We start from the raw sequence: 19,305 nt of genomic DNA, 5'->3' as shown, positions 1-19,305 counted from the left end.
AGAACCATAATTTCCTTAATTTAAAAAACCAATTTTAATTAAATAGGAGGTGGATAACCTTCGGAAAAAAGGATATTGGATTAATGAGACCTTTTTCATAATTTGAAAACTGTCTTAACCCTAACTCAATATGACCATCACAAGATTATTTGAAATCATCAATCATCAAATAGCAACATTTGACAAAGAAGTTGCTCTAGCTCAAAAAATTGATGGAAAATGGAAAACCTATTCTTCCAGGGATTTAAAAAAAATAGTTGACAATTTAGGACTCGCATTTTTGGCTTCTGGAATAGAAAAAGATGAAAAAGTCGCCATCATATCTAATAATAGGCCTGAATGGAATTTCGTAGACCTGGCACTTCAGCAAATAGGAGCTATTTCTGTACCCATGTACCCAACCATATCAGCTGATGATTATAAGTATATCTTCGAACATGCTGAGGTCAAGCAAGTATTTGTAGGAGATGAAGAAATTTATCAAAAAGCCTTGACAGCTGCAGCTGGTACGGATATAAGGATTTTTTCTTTTGATAGAATTGAAGGCTGCGAAAACTGGGAAGAGTTTCTTGTTTCAGGGGAAACGGGCGACTTGGCAATTTTAGAAGAAAAGAAAGAAGCAATTCAGATCAACGACATATTCACCATTATTTATACCTCAGGTACGACAGGCAGACCAAAAGGTGTGATGTTGACACATGGCAATGTCATACACAATGTCTTTGCTGTTGAAGATAGAATAGTGGTGGAAAAAGGCATTTCCTCTGCATTGAGCTTTTTGCCATTGTGCCATATTTATGAAAGGACTGGCTCTTTTTGCTTTATGTATATGGGTGTTTCTATTTATTATGCAGAAAGCATGGAAACTATCGGTGATAACCTTAAAGAAATTCAGCCACATATATTCAATACAGTTCCAAGGCTACTGGAAAAGGTATATGACAAGATTGTTTCTAAAGGTTATGAACTTACAGGAATCAAAAAGTCACTGTTTTTCTGGGCTTTGAATCTTGGTCTGAATTACGAACCCAATAAAAATCAGGGTTGGTGGTATAATTTCCAACTTAAAATGGCCAATAAGATTATCTTCAGTAAATGGAGAGAAGCATTAGGTGGCAATATCAAACAGATCAACTCAGGTGCTTCCGCATTACAACCAAGGCTTGCACGTGTATTCTGGTCAGCGCAGATACCTGTCTGCGAAGGTTACGGCCTGACAGAGACCTCTCCTGTGGTGTCTGCTTCTATATGCAACCTTGAAGATATACGAATAGGTATGGTAGGGAAAATCGTGAAGGAGGTGGAAGTTAAGATTGCAGAGGATGGAGAAATCTTGGCCAAAGGGCCGAATATCATGCAAGGGTATTACAAGCAGCCTGAACTTACCGCTGAGGTAATCGATGAGGAAGGATGGTTTCACACGGGTGATATTGGTGAAATACACGAAGGACATTATCTCAAAATCACAGATAGGAAAAAAGAGATGTTTAAAACTTCCGGTGGTAAATATATCGCTCCACAACCCATGGAGAATAAATTTAAAGAATCTCCTCTGATAGAACAGGTACTTGTAGTAGGTGAGAATAAAAATTATCCTTCTGCGCTCATTGTTCCAAGCATTACAGGTTTACAGGATTGGTGCAAACATAAAGACATCCCCTATACTACAGACGATGAAATGTTAGCCAAACCTGAAATCTTGGACAAATATCAAAAGGAAATAGATAGGCTCAATAAATATTTTGGAAAGTGGGAACAAGTCAAGAAATTTAAAATCCTCAATAACCAATGGAATATTGAAACAGGAGAGTTGACACCAACCATGAAGCTCAAAAGAAAAGTGATTCATCAGAAGTATGCAAAAGAAATAGAATCCCTTTATTCTTAATCTTAAGAATTTTGTTTATAGAAACTAATTTTGATAATATCAGTTTCTATAAAATTATTCACAACTATAAAACTATATTTTGACATAAATCAGAATATAGTTTTTTTTATACCCATTTCTTAAGCTTTTAATTTCTTATGCATGCATAACTTTTTTTCAATATAGTATGCATGCATACATTATTTTTTGTAAATTAGTCATTCATTAATTTGCCCATGAAGCGAGAAGAAACAGTTGATTACCATATTAAGAGTGCTTGGCATGCCATTTCAAGGATGTATAATCAAAAAGCTGCTCAGGAAGATTTCACTACTTCGATAGGATTTGTATTGATCAATATCAACTCGAAAGAAGGTACTCCTGCGACCAAGATTGCTCCATTGATGGGATTAGAGGCAAGAAGTCTCACCAGAATGCTCAAAAGTATGGAAGAAAAGGGCCTGATATATAAAAAGCCGGACCCAATAGATAAGAGGTCTGTTAGGATTTTTCTCACAGATGAGGGGAAAAAGAAAAAGGAAACATCTGTGAAAACAATCAAAAATTTTAACCTCTTGGTAAGAGAACACGTCAGTGAAGAAGAGCTGAACATGTTTTTTTCAGTATTTCAAAAAATCAATCAAGTAATAGACTCAATTAATTCAGAAACTTTAAACCCTACAGCGTACGACAATAAAAAAGTCTACGAACTCTAAACCAAAATTTTATGCAAAGATCCATTAAAAAAGTAGCCATTTTAGGTTCAGGGGTCATGGGATCAAGAATTGCCTGTCACTTTGCCAATATTGGCGTGCAGGTCTTGATGCTCGACATCGTTCCCAAAGAACCGACAGAAGAAGAGGCAAAAAAAGGCCTAAGTATTTCCGATAAACCTGTTAGAAACAGGATTGTCAATGAAGCCTTACAAAGCACATTGAAAGCAAAACCATCATCGCTGTATGACAAATCTTACGTTGACCGGATTACTACCGGAAATTTCGATGATGATCTTCCCAAAATCAAAGACTATGACTGGGTTTTGGAAGTAATCGTGGAAAGGCTTGATATCAAGCAGTCGCTTTTTGAAAAAGTAGAAAAGCACAGAACTCCAGGAACTTTGATTACTTCAAATACTTCGGGTATTCCTATGCACATGATGTGCGAAGGTAGATCTGAAGATTTTCAAACCAATTTTGCAGGAACTCACTTTTTCAACCCTCCTAGGTATTTGAAGTTATTGGAAATCATTCCAGGTCCAAAAACGGATCCTGCAATCATTGATTTCTTGATGGATTATGGTGACAAGTTTTTGGGTAAAGAAACTGTTTTATGTAAAGATACACCTGCATTTATTGCTAACAGAATAGGTGTATATGCCATCATATCTGGTATGCATGCCATAGAAAAAATGGGTTTGGGTGTATCTGAAGTGGATAAATTAACAGGAACCATTATCGGACGGGCTAAATCAGCCACTTTCCGCACCATGGATGTCGTTGGACTGGATACCACGGTGAATGTGGCCAACAACCTTTACAAAACCCTTGAACACGATGAGTCACGTGATAAATTCAAGCTCCCAAAGATTGTTGAAAAACTTTATGAGAACAAGTGGTGGGGAGATAAGACAGGGCAAGGCTATTTCAAAATGATCCGTCATAAGGATGGCAGTAAAGAATTGAAAGAAATTGATTTTGAAACCTTTGAATACAAAGATGCTGAAAAACCAAAATTCAAGGCTCTTGAAGCTTCTAAGGAAATAGATAACCTGAAAAAGAGGATCAAGTTTTTGGTCAACTTTGAAGACAAAGCAGGTGAATTTTATAGAGCAACTTTTTATGATTTATTCAAATACTGTTCACACAGAATTCCGGAAATATCTGATGAATTGTATCGCATAGATCAGGCTGTCTCGGCTGGATTTGGTTGGGAATATGGACCATTTGAAAATTGGGATATCCTTGGTGTCAAAGAAACAGTAGAAAAAATGGAAGCGGCAGGCGAAAAGGCTGCAGCTTGGGTGCATGAAATGTTGGAGGCAGGACACGAGTCATTCTATAAAGTAGAAGGTGGACAAAGGATGTACTATGATATTCCTTCGAAGTCATACAAGGCAATTCCTGGTGTGGAAGATTTTGTTATCCTAGAGACCCTCAAGGCTGCGGACAAAAAGCTTTGGGGTAATGCAGGGGCTTCCATTTATTATATGGGAGACGATGTGATAGGATTGGAATTCCATACCAAAATGAATGCATTGGGTCAGGAAGTGATAGAGGGTATCAATACAGCTATTGCTATGGCAGAAAAATCCTACAAAGGTCTTGTTATAGGCAATGAAGGACCTAATTTTTCAGCGGGTGCCAACCTGGCCATGTTGTTTATGTTTGCTGGAGATCAAGAGTATGATGAAATAAACTTGATGATAGCCGGATTCCAAAAGACCATGATGCGTGCAAGATACTCTTCCGTTCCGGTGGTAGTAGCACCGCATAATATGGCCTTAGGTGGGGGTTGTGAACTGTCACTTCATGCTGATGCTGTTCAGGCACACGCCGAACTATATATGGGCTTGGTTGAATTCGGGGTAGGATTGATTCCTGCCGGAGGAGGTACCAAAGAAATGACCTTGAGATTCTCTCAGGAAAGCAAAGATGGTGATGTAGAACTCAACAGGTTGCAGGAATATTTTATGAACATCGCCACTGCCAAAGTATCTACCTCAGCTGCTGAAGCAAGAGGATTAGGTTACCTACAGGTGAAAGATGCTATCACACTCAACAGAAAGAGACAGTTGGCTGAGGCGAAAGCTAAAGTTCTTGCCTTGTATGATGCAGGATATTCTCAACCGATGGAGCGTACAGATATCAAAGTGTTAGGAAAAACTTCCCTAGCCTTGTTTGAAGCAGGAATTACGGGAATGCTCTATGGAAAATATATCTCAGAGCATGACGCCAAAATCGCCAGAAAACTGGCTTGGGTGATGTCAGGAGGAGACCTTTCTTCACCGACATTGGTAAGCGAACAATACCTGCTTGACTTAGAGCGCGAAGCTTTCTTGAGTCTCACAGGAGAGAAAAAGACCTTGGAAAGGATACATAGTATTCTGTTTAAGGGCAAACCGCTGAGAAATTAGAAGCGATAGATTAGAAGCGAGAAGCGAGAGACGAATTTTAGAAACAAGAATAAAGAAGCAAGATAGGTTGCAGTAGGTGGAAGGGAGTAGAGTAGTTCAGAAGATTAAAGAGTTGAAATAGAAAAATGATTATTAACTCAAATTTAATTGGATATGAAGATCAGGCATAATTTCAAGAACCTTAAAGTATGGCAAAAATCAGTTGATTTGGCTGTGAAGGTTTATAAAATCACAAAGGGATTTCCCAGTGAGGAGAAATTTGGAATAACCTCCCAAATGCGAAGGGCAAGCGTTTCTATTCCATCAAATATTGCCGAAGGAACTGCCAAAAGCACTTCTAAATCTTTTGTAAACTCTCTTGACATTAGCCTTGGTGAAAGTTACGAATTGGAAACTCAAGCCATCATTGCCAATCTAGTAGGTTTATTAGATAAGGATGAGTTTATAGCTCTTGATACCGAGATCAGTGAAGTCCAAAGAATGATCAATGGATTAATTTCAACGGTAGAATCCAACCCCTATTAGGGAATTCCCTAAATCTTGTCTCTTGATTCTTGTCTCTTCAATCTTACTCTAATATTTCAACAAACATTACATCAACAATAAACCTCAATTTAGAAACATACACTTATGGAAGCTTATATAGTAAATGGATATAGATCAGCGGTGGGAAAGGCCAAAAAAGGTGGCTTCAGGTTTTACCGCCCAGATGATCTGGCATCAGATGTCATCAAGCACTTGGTGGCCAATACGCCTGGATTGGAAAATAAAATGGTGGATGACCTTATCGTGGGAAATGCCATACCAGAAGCCGAGCAGGGTATGCAGATGGGAAGAATGATTTCTCTGCTAGCCTTGGGGGTGGACAATCCTGGATTTATCATCAATAGGTACTGTGGTTCCGGTTTGGAAGCCATCGCTTTGGCAGTAGGTAAAATCAAGGCTGGTATGGCCGATTGTATCATTGCTGGTGGTACCGAATCCATGTCGCTACTGCCTATGATGGGATATAAAACAGCGCTCAACTGGAAGATTGCTTCCGAAACGCCGGATTATTACCTGAGCATGGGGCTCACCGCAGAAGAATTGTCGAAAGAATACGACATCAGCAGAGAAGATGCTGATGCTTTTTCAGTAAGGTCTCACGACAGGGCTTTAGCTGCCATTGCAGAAGGCAGATTCAAAGACGAAATCGTACCTGTTGAAGTAGAAGAAACATACTTGGACGAAAAAGGAAAAAGAAAGACGCGAAAGTACACAGTAGATACCGACGAAGGACCAAGAAAAGGTACTTCCATGGAAGCTTTATCCAACCTCAGACCAGCTTTCAAACAAGGTGGTATGGTAACCGCAGGAAACTCATCCCAGACATCAGATGGAGCTGCTTTTGTGGTGGTCATGTCTGAAAGAATGGTAAAAGAGCTCAACCTTGAACCGGTGGCTAGGATGATGTCTTATTCTGTGGCTGGTGTAGAACCAAGGATAATGGGTATTGGACCTAAGGAGGCGGTGCCCAAGGCCCTTAAACAAGCTGGCCTAAGCCTCGACAAGATAGACCTTATCGAATTGAACGAAGCATTCGCAGCTCAGGCCTTGGCAGTGATCAAGTCCTTGGACATGGATATTGATAAAGTAAATGTCAATGGTGGTGCAGTGGCTCTTGGCCATCCACTTGGATGTACTGGAGCAAAGCTTTCAGTGCAGCTCTTCAATGAACTCCGCAAACAGAATAAAAAATACGGAATGGTCACAGCCTGTGTTGGTGGTGGACAGGGAGTAGCTGGGGTCTTTGAATTACTGAAATAAGAATCAAGAAAATAGAATCAAGAAACAAGACAGGATAATCCTCATAATTAAGGATTGGGCCCTTGTTACGGTTCTTTTCAAATTAATAAATAAATAGCTAAGTGATGTGTTACAAGTCTTGTCTCTTGTCTCTTGCATCTTTAATCTTATCATCATGTCAACAATAGCAAACAAATCAATCAACGGCGGTGAATTCCTGATTAAGGAAACAGAAGCCCAGGATATCTTCATTTTTGAGGAGTTTTCCGAAGAACAAAAAATGATGGCTCAGGCCTGTCAGGACTTTATCGATACAGAAATCCACCCAAAAGTGGAAGAAATCGATAGCATGAAAAACCCGGATCTTGTTCCGACTATTTTTAAGAAAGCAGGTGAATTGGGTTTATTGGGAATTTCCGTTCCCGAAGAATTTGGTGGTATGGGCATGAGTTTCAATACGTCCATGCTTATTGCAGACATCATCGGTGGCGCAGGCTCTTTTTCCACTACATACGGAGCACATACCGGAATCGGTACTTTGCCGATTTTGTATTATGGCAATGAAGATCAAAAAGCTAAATACCTTCCCAAACTGGCAACAGGAGAATGGGCAGCATGCTATTGCCTCACCGAACCGGATGCAGGATCTGATGCCAACAGTGGCAAAACCAAAGCAGTATTGACAGATGATGGCAAACACTATGTCATCAATGGACAGAAGATGTGGATTTCAAATGCAGGATTCGCTGATATTTTTATAGTTTTTGCCAAAATTGAGGATGATAAAAACCTCACTGCTTTTATTGTAGAAAAGGATTTTGGTGGTATCACCATGAATGAGGAAGAGAAGAAAATGGGTATCAAAGGTTCTTCTACCCGTCAGGTCTTTTTCAATGACTGTAAAGTCCCTGTAGAAAACATGCTTTCTGACAGACAAAATGGATTCAAAATAGCTGTAAACATCCTGAATATCGGACGTATCAAATTAGGTGCTGGAGTATTGGGAGGCTGTAGGACAGTAGCATCTTATGCCATCAAGTATGCAACAGAAAGAAAACAGTTTGGTGTGGCCATCAGTACATTTGGAGCAATCAAGCAAAAGCTGGCCGAAATGGCTGTGCGTACCTATGCCTGTGAAGCACTTTGCTACAGAGCAGGTCAGGACATCGAAGACAGAATGAATGCTCTTTCAGGTGAAGGCATCGATGATGCTGAAGCAAAATTGAAAGCCTTAGAACAGTACGCCATAGAGGCAGCGATTGCCAAGGTGCATGGTTCTGAAGTATTGGATTATGTAGTAGATCAAGGCGTACAGGTATACGGAGGAATGGGTTATTCTGCAGATGCTCCGATGGAGAGAGCCTATAGAGATGCCCGTATTTCCAGGATATATGAAGGTACCAACGAAATCAACCGTATGTTGATGGTAGGGATGTTGCTCAAAAGAGCCATGAAGGGGGAAGTCAATCTTTTCGAACCGGCAATGGCTGTTGGAAACGAACTGACTTCAGTCCCTAGTTTTGAAAGTATCGATACTTCAGAATTGTTTGCTGCTGAAAAAGAAGTAATCAAGAAGTTGAAAAAAGTATTCCTAATGGTGGGAGGAAAAGCCGCAATGGCACTGCAGGATAAGATTGATACCGAACAGGAAATCATGATGAATCTGGCTGATGTGATGATAGAAATTTATGCCGCTGAATCTGCGATTTTGAGGACCGAGAAATTGGTATCTATCAAAGGAGAAGAAGCCTGTAAGCATCAGATTGCCATGTCTCAAGTGTACCTTTTTGAAGCTGCCGAAAAAATCCAAACAGCTGCCAAGGAAGCCATTGGTGCTTTTGCCAAGGGGGACGAACAAAAGGTAATGCTGATGGGCTTGAAGCGCTGGACCAAAGCTGACCTGGTGAATACCAAGGAGCTTAGGAGACAGATTGCAGATTATATGATTGAGAAAGGGAAGTATCCTTTTTCTTGATTTTTGCTTTTCCAAAGTTCTGAACTTTGGAAAAGCTGCCTAGTAAAGGCAATAAAGAAGGAAAAAGCCTCTGAGAAATCAGGGGTTTTTTTGCAGGTAGTAATTAAAGGAATTGTGAAATATGGAACCGCTACTAAGTTCTCAAATAGTGCACTTTTAATTGTGCGTTTTTACTAAAAATTGCTTATTTTGTTGTGCGTTTTGTGTCTTTGTATAAATAGTATAATAGTAAAATGGAAAAATTATACCAGAAATTTGAGACTCTTTTGCAAAATACGACAACGGATTTCAAACGTTATTTATATGATAGAGTATCATGGGAAAGTCGAATGATTGGTATCATTGGTCCTCGTGGTGTAGGAAAAACAACCATGATTTTGCAATATATAAAGCAAAATCTAAACAGTAAGAAAGCTTTGTATGTATCAGCAGATGATCTTTATTTTAGTGATAATAAACTTATTGATTTAGTAGATGAGTTCTATAAAAATGCAGGAGAGTATTTATTTATTGACGAGATCCATAAATACGCAAACTGGTCACGAGAATTAAAAGACATTTATGATTCATTTCCTGAATTAAAAGTTGTATTCACAGGGTCTTCTGTGTTAGATATTCTTAAAGGTTCTTCTGATTTAAGTCGTCGGCGATAATCTATAAATTACATGGACTTTCATTTCGGGAATACTTGAATTTTTTTCATGGTTATGACATTGAAGTATATTCCTTGCAACAGATTATAAATAATGAGTTTAAACTTGATCAAATAAAACACCCTTTACCCCTGTTCAAAGATTACTTGAAACGTGGATATTATCCTTTCGGTGTTGAAAATGAAATTGATTTACGTTTAGGACAAATAATTGTGCAAACACTGGAAACTGACATACCACAATATGCCAACTTAAACGTGGGAACCAGCAGAAAAATAAAACGATTACTAAAAATTATTGCTGAAAGCGTACCATTTAAACCCAATTTCACCAAGATAGCTGAAATTATCAATGTAAGCCGTAATTCATTAGACGATTATTTTCTATATATGGAGCATGCAGGACTTATCGGACAGTTGCGAAATGAAACAAATGGAATTAGGGGACTTGGAAAGATAGAAAAAGTATATTTGGATAATACGAATATCATATATAATTTGGTCGGTAATAGATCAAACATAGGAAATATACGAGAAACTTTCTTTTTTAATCAAATGCGGGTAAATAATGAAGTAATATCTTCAAAAACAGCCGATTTTGTGATAGATAACTATACGTTTGAAATTGGTGGAAGTAATAAACAACAAAAACAAATAGAGAAAGAGGGTAAGTCATTTGTGGTAAAAGACGATATAGAATTTGGTTACCTCAATATTATTCCTCTTTGGGCTTTCGGTCTAAATTATTAAATAGCCAACTTTTATTCACTATTTTTAAGTTTAACCCCCTTATCGATCAGGCTTAAAGAGCGTCGGATACAGCAAAAGTCGACCGAAAATGAAGTTAACCAAACAACAAATTGACATCATCAACTCGACTGGCAACATCAAAATAAATGCTGTTGCCGGATCAGGGAAAACTACGACTGTAATCGAATATGCCAAGACCAGGCCATCAACAAGCAGAATCCTGTATTTGGCATTCAACAAATCCGTAAAATTAGAAGCTGCAAAAAAATTTGCAGACAAAGGACTTAACAACGTAAAAGTTGAAACAGCACATTCTTTGGCCTACCGACACATTGTTTTTAGAAATGGATACAGAGTAAGATCACAAGGCTACAAGACAAATGAAATTGCCGAACTGTTAAACTTAGAGGGCAATGAGGAAAAGCACACAGAATATGTTATTGCTAACCACATTAATAAACTCATCGCTTATTTCTGTAATAGTGACAGGCATAAAGTCCAAGACCTGAATTACCTGGATACAATAAGAGATCCAAAAGCAAAAACCTTTGTGTCAAAATTTTATGATTACATCGTTTCTCAATCACGGCTTTTATTGAGTAAGATGGACAAAGGAGAGATTGAAATTACCCATGATTTTTACCTAAAAAAATTTCAACTCTCTAACCCAAATCTGAATTACGACTTCATTCTTTTTGACGAAGGACAAGATGCTTCTCCCGCCATGCTTGATGTTTTCTTCAACCAAAAAGCTACCAAGGTAATTGTTGGCGACACCCATCAACAAATTTATGGTTGGCGGTTTGCAGTAAACTCATTGGAAAAAGCCGACTTTAAAACCTATCATCTTTCGACAAGTTTTCGCTTCAGTCAAGACATTGCAAACCTCGCAATTGAAGTTTTAAAGTTCAAAAAACATCTGGGCGTACACCAAACTATTCCAATCACAGGTAAAGGAAATAGCAAAGAAATCAAAACCAAGGCTGTTCTCGCACGGACCAATCTTGGACTTTTGCTAAAAGCAATCGAATTTGTAACTGAAAAGAAGACAGTCAAGCATATCTATTTTGAAGGCAATATCAACTCCTACACTTACGCTGACGAAGGAGCATCGCTTTATGATGTTTTGAACCTCTATAACGGGAAACGTCACATGATAAAAGACAAACTAATAAAGGCGATGAAGGACCTCGACGAGTTGGATGATTACATCAAAAAAACAGAAGATGTTCAGCTTGGTATGATGGTAGAAATCGTAAAAGAGTATGGCAATAAAATCCCTGGTATCATTAAGGCAATCAAAGAAAAACACGTTGATAATGACGATAAAGAAAAAGCTGAAATGATTTTTTCAACCGTCCACCGGTGCAAAGGGATGGAATATGATGCAGTGCAACTTGTCAACGACTTCGTATCGGAAGAAAAAATAGAAAAACTAATAGAAGAAAAGAAAGCTGATGAAATCAACCTAACGAAACTCAATGAAGAAATCAATCTGCTTTATGTTGCTGTTACACGGACAAAAAACAGCATTCATATCCCCGAGACATTAATCCCTTACGAATTTCCCAAGTCCTCACAAATTCACCTTGTGAAAGTAGCAAGTGAGGAAGAAAAAGAACAACAAAGAAAAACCACTTCGGTACAAAAAACCGCTCTTCAAGCTGGTAAAACAGAAAAAGCATATTCAGTTGAAGAAGTAAGAAGCAAACATAAAGGTGCTTATAGACCTTGGACACAGGAGCTTGACGATGAATTAACCGTGATGTATTGTGAAGGGAAACATGTGAAAGATATGGCTTTACACTTTGGACGGACAAGGGGAGCAATAACGTCAAGAATCAAAAAACTGGAACTGGAGGATCTCTATGGATAAAAAAAATCACTAAGAATCACCTTGGCAGGCTTTGTGAACAGTTAAATGGAGGGTATCTCTTATTATCCTTTTAGCCAGGTACTCTATTGAGTGTTTTTGAATGCTCTTTTTCACTAATCGAACTAAATTAGACAGAATTAAAACCACAGATGAAACAAATTTTATATCTATTCATTGCCTTACTTTTCTATTCAAATCAATCTTTTGGGCAAGACTCTGATTTTACAGGATATGCAACAAGCATAGTCGACCACAACAAAATTGAAGTCCACACTTATGGCTTTCGAGATCAAGCTAAAGAAATCAAATATGATAGCCTTACGATTCAAACTATAGCTTCAGTGAGCAAGGTTTTCATAGGTTTATCAATAATGAAGGCAGTCGAACTTGGCTTTGTCGATCTAGAAACCGATATCAATGAATACCTCAACTTCAAAATAGCTAATCCAAACTTGAAAAGTGAGCAAAAAATCACTTTAAGACACTTAGCAACGCATACTTCAGGAATTAGAGACAATGAAAAATTTTACATACAAGGGTATGTAAAAGAGTTAAAATCACCCTATTCCTTGGAAGAATTTCTCCACTCATATTTCAGTAAGAAAGGTAAGAGATATTCAAAAAAGAATTTTGGTAAAAGTGTGCCTGGTGAAGAATATAGTTACTCAAACTTTGCATCTGCATTGGCTGCTTATGTAATTGAGAGCGCCTCAAAAATGTCTTTCGACAAATTTACCGAAAAATACCTGTTCCAACCACTTGGCTTGAAGTATACACATTGGCATTATAATGAGATGAAAATGGAAGCCTATTCTCAACTCTTTGATGAAAAAGACAATCCATTGGATTTTTATGCACTTGCAACCTATCCCGATGGAGGGCTTAAAACCAATATTTTTGATTTGAGTAAGCTGCTTCAAACACTCATCAAAGGTTATCAGGGAGATTCAGACCTGTTAAGTGAGGAATCTTGGAAAGTGTTTTTTGCTAAAAACTTTTCAGAAACTAACCCTATCAAAGGAATGGATCCTAGCGAGCCAAATAGTGGCATTTTTATCATCTATGCGAAAAGTGGTTCAATCGGACACACAGGTTCTGACCCAGGTGTATCCACTGCCATGTTTTTTGATCCCGAAACCAAGCAAGGGAAAATATTCATGGCTAATGAAGATTTGACAAAACATAACGTAGGTTCATTCAAGACCATTTGGGAAAATTTATAAATTCAGAGATGACAAAGGAGACCATAATACTTTCTGATTTGAAATACTTTCAAGAATTGATCTATGGTAAATGTGGTTTGATGTTGAAAAATCTTACGCTGAGTACAGAAAGTGTAGATTATAGTGCTTGCAGTTTTGAACTTGATGGGAAAAAAATACAATATCGAGTCTCCAAAATTACACCCAGAAAAGGAGGTCAATTTGTAACTGTTTGGAAACGAAACAAAAACGGAATAACCGAGCCATTTGACACTCTGGACCAAATTGAATTTATCATAATCACTTCCCAAAGCGGAGAAAATCTCGGACAATTTATTTTTCCCAAATCAGTCCTAGTGCAAAAGGGAATAATGTCAAAAAATGGAAAGGGAGGAAAACGTGGAATAAGAGTCTATCCACCTTGGGATATTGTGACTAGTAAACAAGGGAAAAAAACACAAGATTGGCAGAACGAGTATTTTATTGAAAGTGGAAGCATATCGGACATTGCTTTAGTCAAAGTCTTGTTTGAGAAAGCAAACAAAACTTAATAATCCCCAACTTGATTTGTGATCTCAGTTGATTGATGAACATTGATTAACCTTTTATTATGAGCCTTTGTCAAGATTAAAGTGAACTTGTAATATCTGAAATTCATAGGATTTTGACAATTCTCCAGGTTGTGGGGATCAAAAAATCATAAATGATTTTTTATGCTCTTTTGATAAATAATACACAATCAAACTGTTACCAAAACCCAGTTTTGAAGTCAATGTTAAGTTTTAGTTTGAACACAACTTTTCTTCTAAAAACACAGTAATCTAAGGTATGAGAAAGCTTCTTTTTTCAATACCCGCACTCCTACTCCTTGTTTCCTGCGCCTCCGTCAATATCAATTCGCAAAGGTTGAGTCAAGACACCAAAACCTACAAATCATTCTTGGTGATTCAGTCAAACGCGGAGGATATTTTCTACGAATGGAATGAAGAAAACTATCAGTATATCCTATTTGGGAAGTTCAATGACTTAGACCATGATCAGGATAGGAAAATGCTTGCTAATAGCCTCAAGCGTTTTATGCACCCTGTCCAGCTTCGGTTTGTAAATGAATATTTTCCCATCCATAGGCCAATTCCTTTTGAGGATTTTAAGGAAACCGTGGAGAAGTTAGACCACGAAGGTGTTTTGCTGGTACACACAAGGGAAAAATGGATTGACGAAGAATATACCGATTCTGGAAGGGTCACCCGCCCGAATACTGAATACCATGTCTTTATTTTGGACAGAGAAAATATGGATATGGTGTGGTTGGGCAAGTCCCTGGCTTCAGGTGCCGGAGTCAACGATTTCCAAGACCTATACAATGCCTTTTCAAAAGAATTGGCCAAGGATTTACATTTGAAAGGATTGATTGAAAAGACCTATCCCTGGTATTAAATAGTAGAGATAGCGCAGTTTTCGGGATTCGAGATTAAAAATAGAGCTATTCAAAATTTCCTATACCGATAAAATATATTATGGTTATACGCTATTTATTAGCTTGTCAATTTATAGCAAATTAAGTCCTGTTTCGAATCGGCATACAAAGTGGTGCTTTTTCCTACTTCAATTCTATTTTCAACACATAACTATCCGCTGTCATAAACAGGGTTTTTTCATCAGTCGAGAAAGCACAATTGGAGGTAGCCTCGCCTGTATAAATCCTAGCCAAAACTTCTCCTTCAGGACTAAAAACCCAAACTCCTCCAGGTCCAGTCGCGAAAACAATTCCCGAGGTATGCACCTTCAAGCCATCTGGCAAACCTTTGTACCCATCCCGTCCTACATATGTAGTTGCATCATAAAAAAGATTTCTGTCAGTTAAGTTTCCTTTCATATCCACCTCATAGACATACCATACTGCCAAATCAGGATCAGAATTGGCTACATATAAGCGGCTTTGATCAGGGCTGAAAGCAAGACCGTTGGGTCTCGTAAGGCGGTCAAGCAATTCAAGTTCTCCACCGGTCCTTAACCTAAATAAACCCTGAAAATCCAACTCTTTATTGGGGTCATCCATGTTCTTTTCCAAGCCATAAGGAGGGTCGGTGAAGTATAGCCTTCCCATTAAGTCATACACTGCATCATTTGGACTATTGAGCCTTTTGCCTTCATAGCTGTCTGCCAGGGTGACAAATTCGTCCTTGGCTTGGTCTAGAGGACTGTCCATATAAGCCATCCTGCGGTCACCGTGTTGGCAAAGTACCAATCTTCCCTCAGGAGAAAACAACAGGCCATTGGCACCGACTTCCCCTCCCCTAGGTTCCGGATCAGTATAACCTGAAGGCTTAAGGTACAGGTACTTATCGCCCTGCATGTTGACTTGATAGATGGCATTGTCGGGAATATCGGTGTACAGCAAAACCTGCCCCTGTTCCCACCACAGGGGACCCTCCGTCCATTGATGCCCCTCTGCCAATATCCTGATCTCCGTATCTGGATCCAGCCACTCCAAAGCCCGATCATCTAAAATTTCGATGTATGCATCAGTTTTGGTAGAAGGCTTGGAAGTGCAAGCAAGGGCAATAATGAAGATGGGAAGGCAGTGGATGGGTTTCATGGTTTATCGGGTTTGAATTACTTCTTTTTGATGAAAAAAAGCTCATTTTTAATTGGTAGGGTTAAGGATTATGAAGATACCTAATTGAAACCTAAAATCTCCAGTTTTCTGGCATGCTTTTGATTTCCAAAAAATGAAATACCGCTAAGAGTTGCCGCAACAGACTCTCATCCATTATTTTTTTATTAATTTCCTTTTTTATAAAACTCTCATGTCCAAAATACTAGATATCCTCAAGGCCCCTATTGTTTTTCTTCTGCGGAGACCTGTTCTATGGTTTGCCAAAAAGGTGGCTTCTTCACCGGATAGGCAAATGGTCTTTGAAAGGTTGAGTGAGATCTATCAGGATATTATTTCTAATCCTGAGTCAAAACACGGCAGCCTCTATAAGCTGGATTTTAAAGACAATAACTTCATCATCTTTTCTGACTTACACAAAGGCAATAGAGGGCGAAGAGATGAATTCAAAGCTGCTGAAAAAAACTATTTGGCTGCTCTCGAACATTATGATAAGAATGGTACCAATTACATCAACTTAGGAGACTCTGAAGAATTCTGGAAATTCAATATTTTCCAGATCATGCAACACAACAAAAAGACTTTTGAGGCAGAACGAAAGTTTGTAGACCGAAAAGCTTTCTATAAAGTATACGGCAACCATGACCTTTTTTGGAAAATCGACCCATTTTCCAATATGTTTCTGTGGCAGGTATATGGCAAGGCCATCAATATTTATGGAGCTATCGTCATTAGGGTCGCGTATGAGGACGGCAAAAATATTGACGTTTTTTGCACACACGGGCACCAAGGGGACAGGCGTAGCGATGGTAACAATTTTTCCATTTGGTTTGTCTCATACATTTGGGGACCCTTACAAGGTTTTTTAGGCATCAATATCAATACCCCTGCGGTGGTGAATGCTGAAAAAACACTCCACAATCGCCTCATGTATGACTGGAGTCAAGAACAGCAAAACGTCGTCCTAGTTACAGGACACACCCATCAACCTATTTTTCATTCTTATAGCCATATTCAATACCTCAAGGGCTTGTTGATCGAAGCCAAAGAGAAAGGAGATAAAAAATTGGAAAAGGAGCTCACCCAGAAAATCGAGCGACACCCAAGTCAATGCACGGAGGAGGTCAATGGACTGCCAAGGTACAAACCCACTTATTTCAATGCCGGTTGCGGCTGTTACGCAGATGGCAGCCTGACAGGTATTGAAATCAAAGAGGGAAAGTTTAGGTTGATCTGTTGGAATGAAGACGAATCAGGCAAGCCCCAAAGAGAGGTTTTGGAAGAGTTGCCTCTGGAAGAATTACAACAGATGTTTTTTGACCAATAAATTTTTACACTGGAGCAACTAAATGAAAATCTATTTTTCTTACAATTTGTGATTCTTTGGTAAGCCAGTTAATTTCTTGAAATATTAAGAAATAATTTTAAATGTATATCCGCTTTCATACCAGTAGAATCTAAATAATAGAATTAACCTGTGATTTCGAACCAATATCAAGTTTGTATGTTTAAAAATATCCAATATCTATTAGTATCCGTTTGCCAATAAACCCTCGTTTAATTGATTAGTGGCATGATTGCGTATAATCATATAATTTTATTACTACAAAGGGAATCAATAGTCACAAAAGTATTTGAATAACAGTCTTTTGTTTTCTTTTGTCATTTTGTTGTTTTTTGTAATACCCTTAAGTGAAAGCAGGACTTGCTAACTCGATACAATTATTAGAATTTTGAAAAACTCAGGTGCCAATAACATTAAATAAAATTGATCCATTAAAGTAGTTCTCAATCTTTTTTAAGTGCTACCAAGAATAGAGTATGCTTGGCTGTGCATTACCTTTTTTTTGTCAAGCCCACTACGCCAAATCCACAAAAAACCCCTAAGATCCAAAAGTTCTTAGGGGTTTTAAATTTTTTATAAAAATCTCTATTTACATCTTCGCAGAATAGTTAGGTGCTTCACGGGTAATGCTGACATCGTGTGGATGGGATTCCTTCACACCGGCAGCGGTGATTTTGACAAATTTGCCGTCACGTTGCAAGTCTTCCACGGTCTTGGTACCGCAGTACCCCATACCGGCTTGCAAGCCACCGACCAATTGGTACAAGACTTCAGATACCAAGCCCTTGTAAGCTACCCTACCGACAATGCCTTCAGGCACCAATTTCTTGATATTGTCTTCGGCATCCTGGAAGTAACGGTCCTTAGAACCTGATTCCATGGCCTCCAAAGAGCCCATTCCTCTGTAAGTTTTGAATTTTCTTCCTTCATAAATCAGCATTTCTCCAGGTGCCTCTTCTGTACCTGCTAAAAGTGATCCGATCATGATAGAACCTGCACCGGCTGCTATAGCCTTGACCAAGTCACCTGAATAGCGGATACCACCATCAGCAATCACAGGAACCCCTCTGCCTGATAAGGCATTGGCACATTCATACACTGCAGAAAGTTGAGGTACACCTACACCGGCAATCACACGGGTAGTACAGATAGAACCAGGTCCTACACCTACTTTGACAGCATCTGCACCGGCATCTGCCAATGCCACAGCCGCCTCAGGGGTAGCGATATTTCCAACAATCACATCCAAATCAGGGAATGTTTGTTTGATTTTCCTACAGGCTTCGATGACTCCCTTTGAATGTCCATGGGCTGTATCTATGGATACTACGTCTACACCTGCGTTTTTCAAGGCCTCTACACGTTCTACCAAGTCAGCTGTCACCCCTACGGCTGCACCTACTCTAAGTCTGCCATATTCATCTTTACAGGCATGTGGTTTGTCACGGCGCTTGAGGATATCCTTATAAGTAATCAGACCTGTAAGTTTGTTGTCTTCATCAACTATAGGAAGTTTTTCGATTTTAAATTCTTGCAAGACCTCTTCAGCTTGCTCCAAGGTGATCCCCGCTTTGGCAGTGATCAAGTTATCCTTGGTCATGATTTCTTTGATGTCTCTATTGAGGTCTTTGATAAATCTCAGGTCACGGTTGGTGATGATTCCCATAAGTGTCCTGTTTTCATCTACCACAGGGATACCTCCAATATGGTACTCGCTCATGATTTTTTCCGCATCGCGAACTTTGGCATCAATATTCAATGTGATGGGATCCAGGATCATTCCTGATTGAGAACGCTTGACTTTCCGCACTTGTGCAGCCTGCAGTTCTATGGGCATGTTTTTGTGGATGAAGCCCAAACCGCCTTCCAGAGCCATAGCAATTGCCAATTCAGCTTCCGTTACAGTGTCCATAGCTGCGGAAACGAGGGGAATGTTTAGCCTGATGTTTTTGGTAAGTTGGGAAGAAGTATCTGTGTCGCGCGGGAGGACTTCTGAATATCCTGGGACAAGAAGCACGTCGTCATAGGTGAGCGCTTCGAAAAGAAATTTATCTGAATTTTTGTTCATGGCAAATATTGGTTTGGTGACCCTATTTGCCCGTC

General features: G+C 38.9%; 15 protein-coding genes. 13 read left to right on the top strand and 2 right to left on the bottom strand.

The genetic code is table 11. The annotated features are described in order from the left end of the window. The first annotated feature begins 130 nt into the window (after nt 1-130). From CLW00_RS04640 to CLW00_RS04590, 12 genes are all read left to right on the top strand, one after another. Complete coding sequence (locus CLW00_RS04640) at nt 131-1,888, top strand: AMP-dependent synthetase/ligase (protein WP_106132482.1); 1,758 nt, start codon at nt 131-133, stop codon at nt 1,886-1,888. A gap of 215 nt (nt 1,889-2,103) precedes the next feature. Further along, nucleotides 2,104-2,583: a MarR family winged helix-turn-helix transcriptional regulator gene (locus tag CLW00_RS04635; protein ID WP_106132481.1), complete on the top strand. Its 480-nt coding sequence runs from the start codon at nt 2,104-2,106 to the stop codon at nt 2,581-2,583. A gap of 11 nt (nt 2,584-2,594) precedes the next feature. Further along, a complete protein-coding gene (locus tag CLW00_RS04630) occupies nt 2,595-5,000 on the top strand; it encodes a 3-hydroxyacyl-CoA dehydrogenase/enoyl-CoA hydratase family protein (RefSeq protein ID WP_106132480.1) in 2,406 nt (801 codons plus the stop codon). A 153-nt stretch (nt 5,001-5,153) separates the two neighbouring features. Continuing rightward, on the top strand, nt 5,154-5,525 hold the full coding sequence (locus tag CLW00_RS04625; protein ID WP_106132479.1) for a four helix bundle protein: 372 nt from the start codon (nt 5,154-5,156) through the stop codon (nt 5,523-5,525). A 105-nt stretch (nt 5,526-5,630) separates the two neighbouring features. Next, nucleotides 5,631-6,806: a thiolase family protein gene (locus tag CLW00_RS04620; RefSeq protein ID WP_106132478.1), complete on the top strand. Its 1,176-nt coding sequence runs from the start codon at nt 5,631-5,633 to the stop codon at nt 6,804-6,806. A 154-nt stretch (nt 6,807-6,960) separates the two neighbouring features. Next, a complete protein-coding gene (locus CLW00_RS04615; RefSeq protein WP_106132477.1) occupies nt 6,961-8,760 on the top strand; it encodes an acyl-CoA dehydrogenase family protein in 1,800 nt (599 codons plus the stop codon). 233 nt (nt 8,761-8,993) lie between these two features. Then, complete coding sequence (locus tag CLW00_RS21515; protein ID WP_211300149.1) at nt 8,994-9,413, top strand: ATP-binding protein; 420 nt, start codon at nt 8,994-8,996, stop codon at nt 9,411-9,413. A 74-nt stretch (nt 9,414-9,487) separates the two neighbouring features. Continuing rightward, nucleotides 9,488-10,162, top strand: coding sequence for an ATP-binding protein (locus CLW00_RS21510; protein WP_211300148.1), 675 nt, complete (start codon nt 9,488-9,490; stop codon nt 10,160-10,162). 88 nt (nt 10,163-10,250) lie between these two features. Continuing rightward, nucleotides 10,251-12,038: a UvrD-helicase domain-containing protein gene (locus CLW00_RS04605; RefSeq protein WP_106132476.1), complete on the top strand. Its 1,788-nt coding sequence runs from the start codon at nt 10,251-10,253 to the stop codon at nt 12,036-12,038. A gap of 149 nt (nt 12,039-12,187) precedes the next feature. Next, nucleotides 12,188-13,261 (top strand): serine hydrolase domain-containing protein, encoded by a 1,074-nt coding sequence (locus CLW00_RS04600; protein ID WP_106132475.1) that lies wholly within the window; start codon nt 12,188-12,190, stop codon nt 13,259-13,261. 8 nt (nt 13,262-13,269) lie between these two features. Further along, nucleotides 13,270-13,791 carry a MepB family protein gene (locus CLW00_RS04595; RefSeq protein ID WP_106132679.1) on the top strand — a complete coding sequence of 174 codons (522 nt, stop codon included), beginning with the start codon at nt 13,270-13,272 and terminating at the stop codon, nt 13,789-13,791. Between the two features lie 277 nt (nt 13,792-14,068). Further along, the gene (locus CLW00_RS04590) at nt 14,069-14,677 is read left to right on the top strand and encodes a hypothetical protein (protein ID WP_106132474.1); all 609 of its coding nucleotides are present in this window, start codon (nt 14,069-14,071) and stop codon (nt 14,675-14,677) included. Nucleotides 14,678-14,840: 163 nt separating this feature from the next. On the opposite strand, the gene CLW00_RS04585 is transcribed toward CLW00_RS04590, so the two are convergent. Next, nucleotides 14,841-15,839, bottom strand: coding sequence for an SMP-30/gluconolactonase/LRE family protein (locus tag CLW00_RS04585; RefSeq protein WP_106132473.1), 999 nt, complete (start codon nt 15,837-15,839; stop codon nt 14,841-14,843). Nucleotides 15,840-16,050: 211 nt separating this feature from the next. On the opposite strand from CLW00_RS04585, the gene CLW00_RS04580 reads away from it, so the two are divergent. Further along, complete coding sequence (locus tag CLW00_RS04580; protein ID WP_106132472.1) at nt 16,051-17,184, top strand: metallophosphoesterase; 1,134 nt, start codon at nt 16,051-16,053, stop codon at nt 17,182-17,184. A 607-nt stretch (nt 17,185-17,791) separates the two neighbouring features. On the opposite strand, the gene guaB is transcribed toward CLW00_RS04580, so the two are convergent. Beyond that, nucleotides 17,792-19,270 carry an IMP dehydrogenase gene (gene guaB / locus CLW00_RS04575; RefSeq protein ID WP_106132471.1) on the bottom strand — a complete coding sequence of 493 codons (1,479 nt, stop codon included), beginning with the start codon at nt 19,268-19,270 and terminating at the stop codon, nt 17,792-17,794. Nucleotides 19,271-19,305: the final 35 nt, after the last annotated feature.

This window comes from Mongoliibacter ruber (assembly GCF_003003005.1).
Classification (GTDB): domain Bacteria; phylum Bacteroidota; class Bacteroidia; order Cytophagales; family Cyclobacteriaceae; genus Mongoliibacter; species Mongoliibacter ruber.
This window is presented reverse-complemented; position numbering and strand designations above follow the sequence as displayed.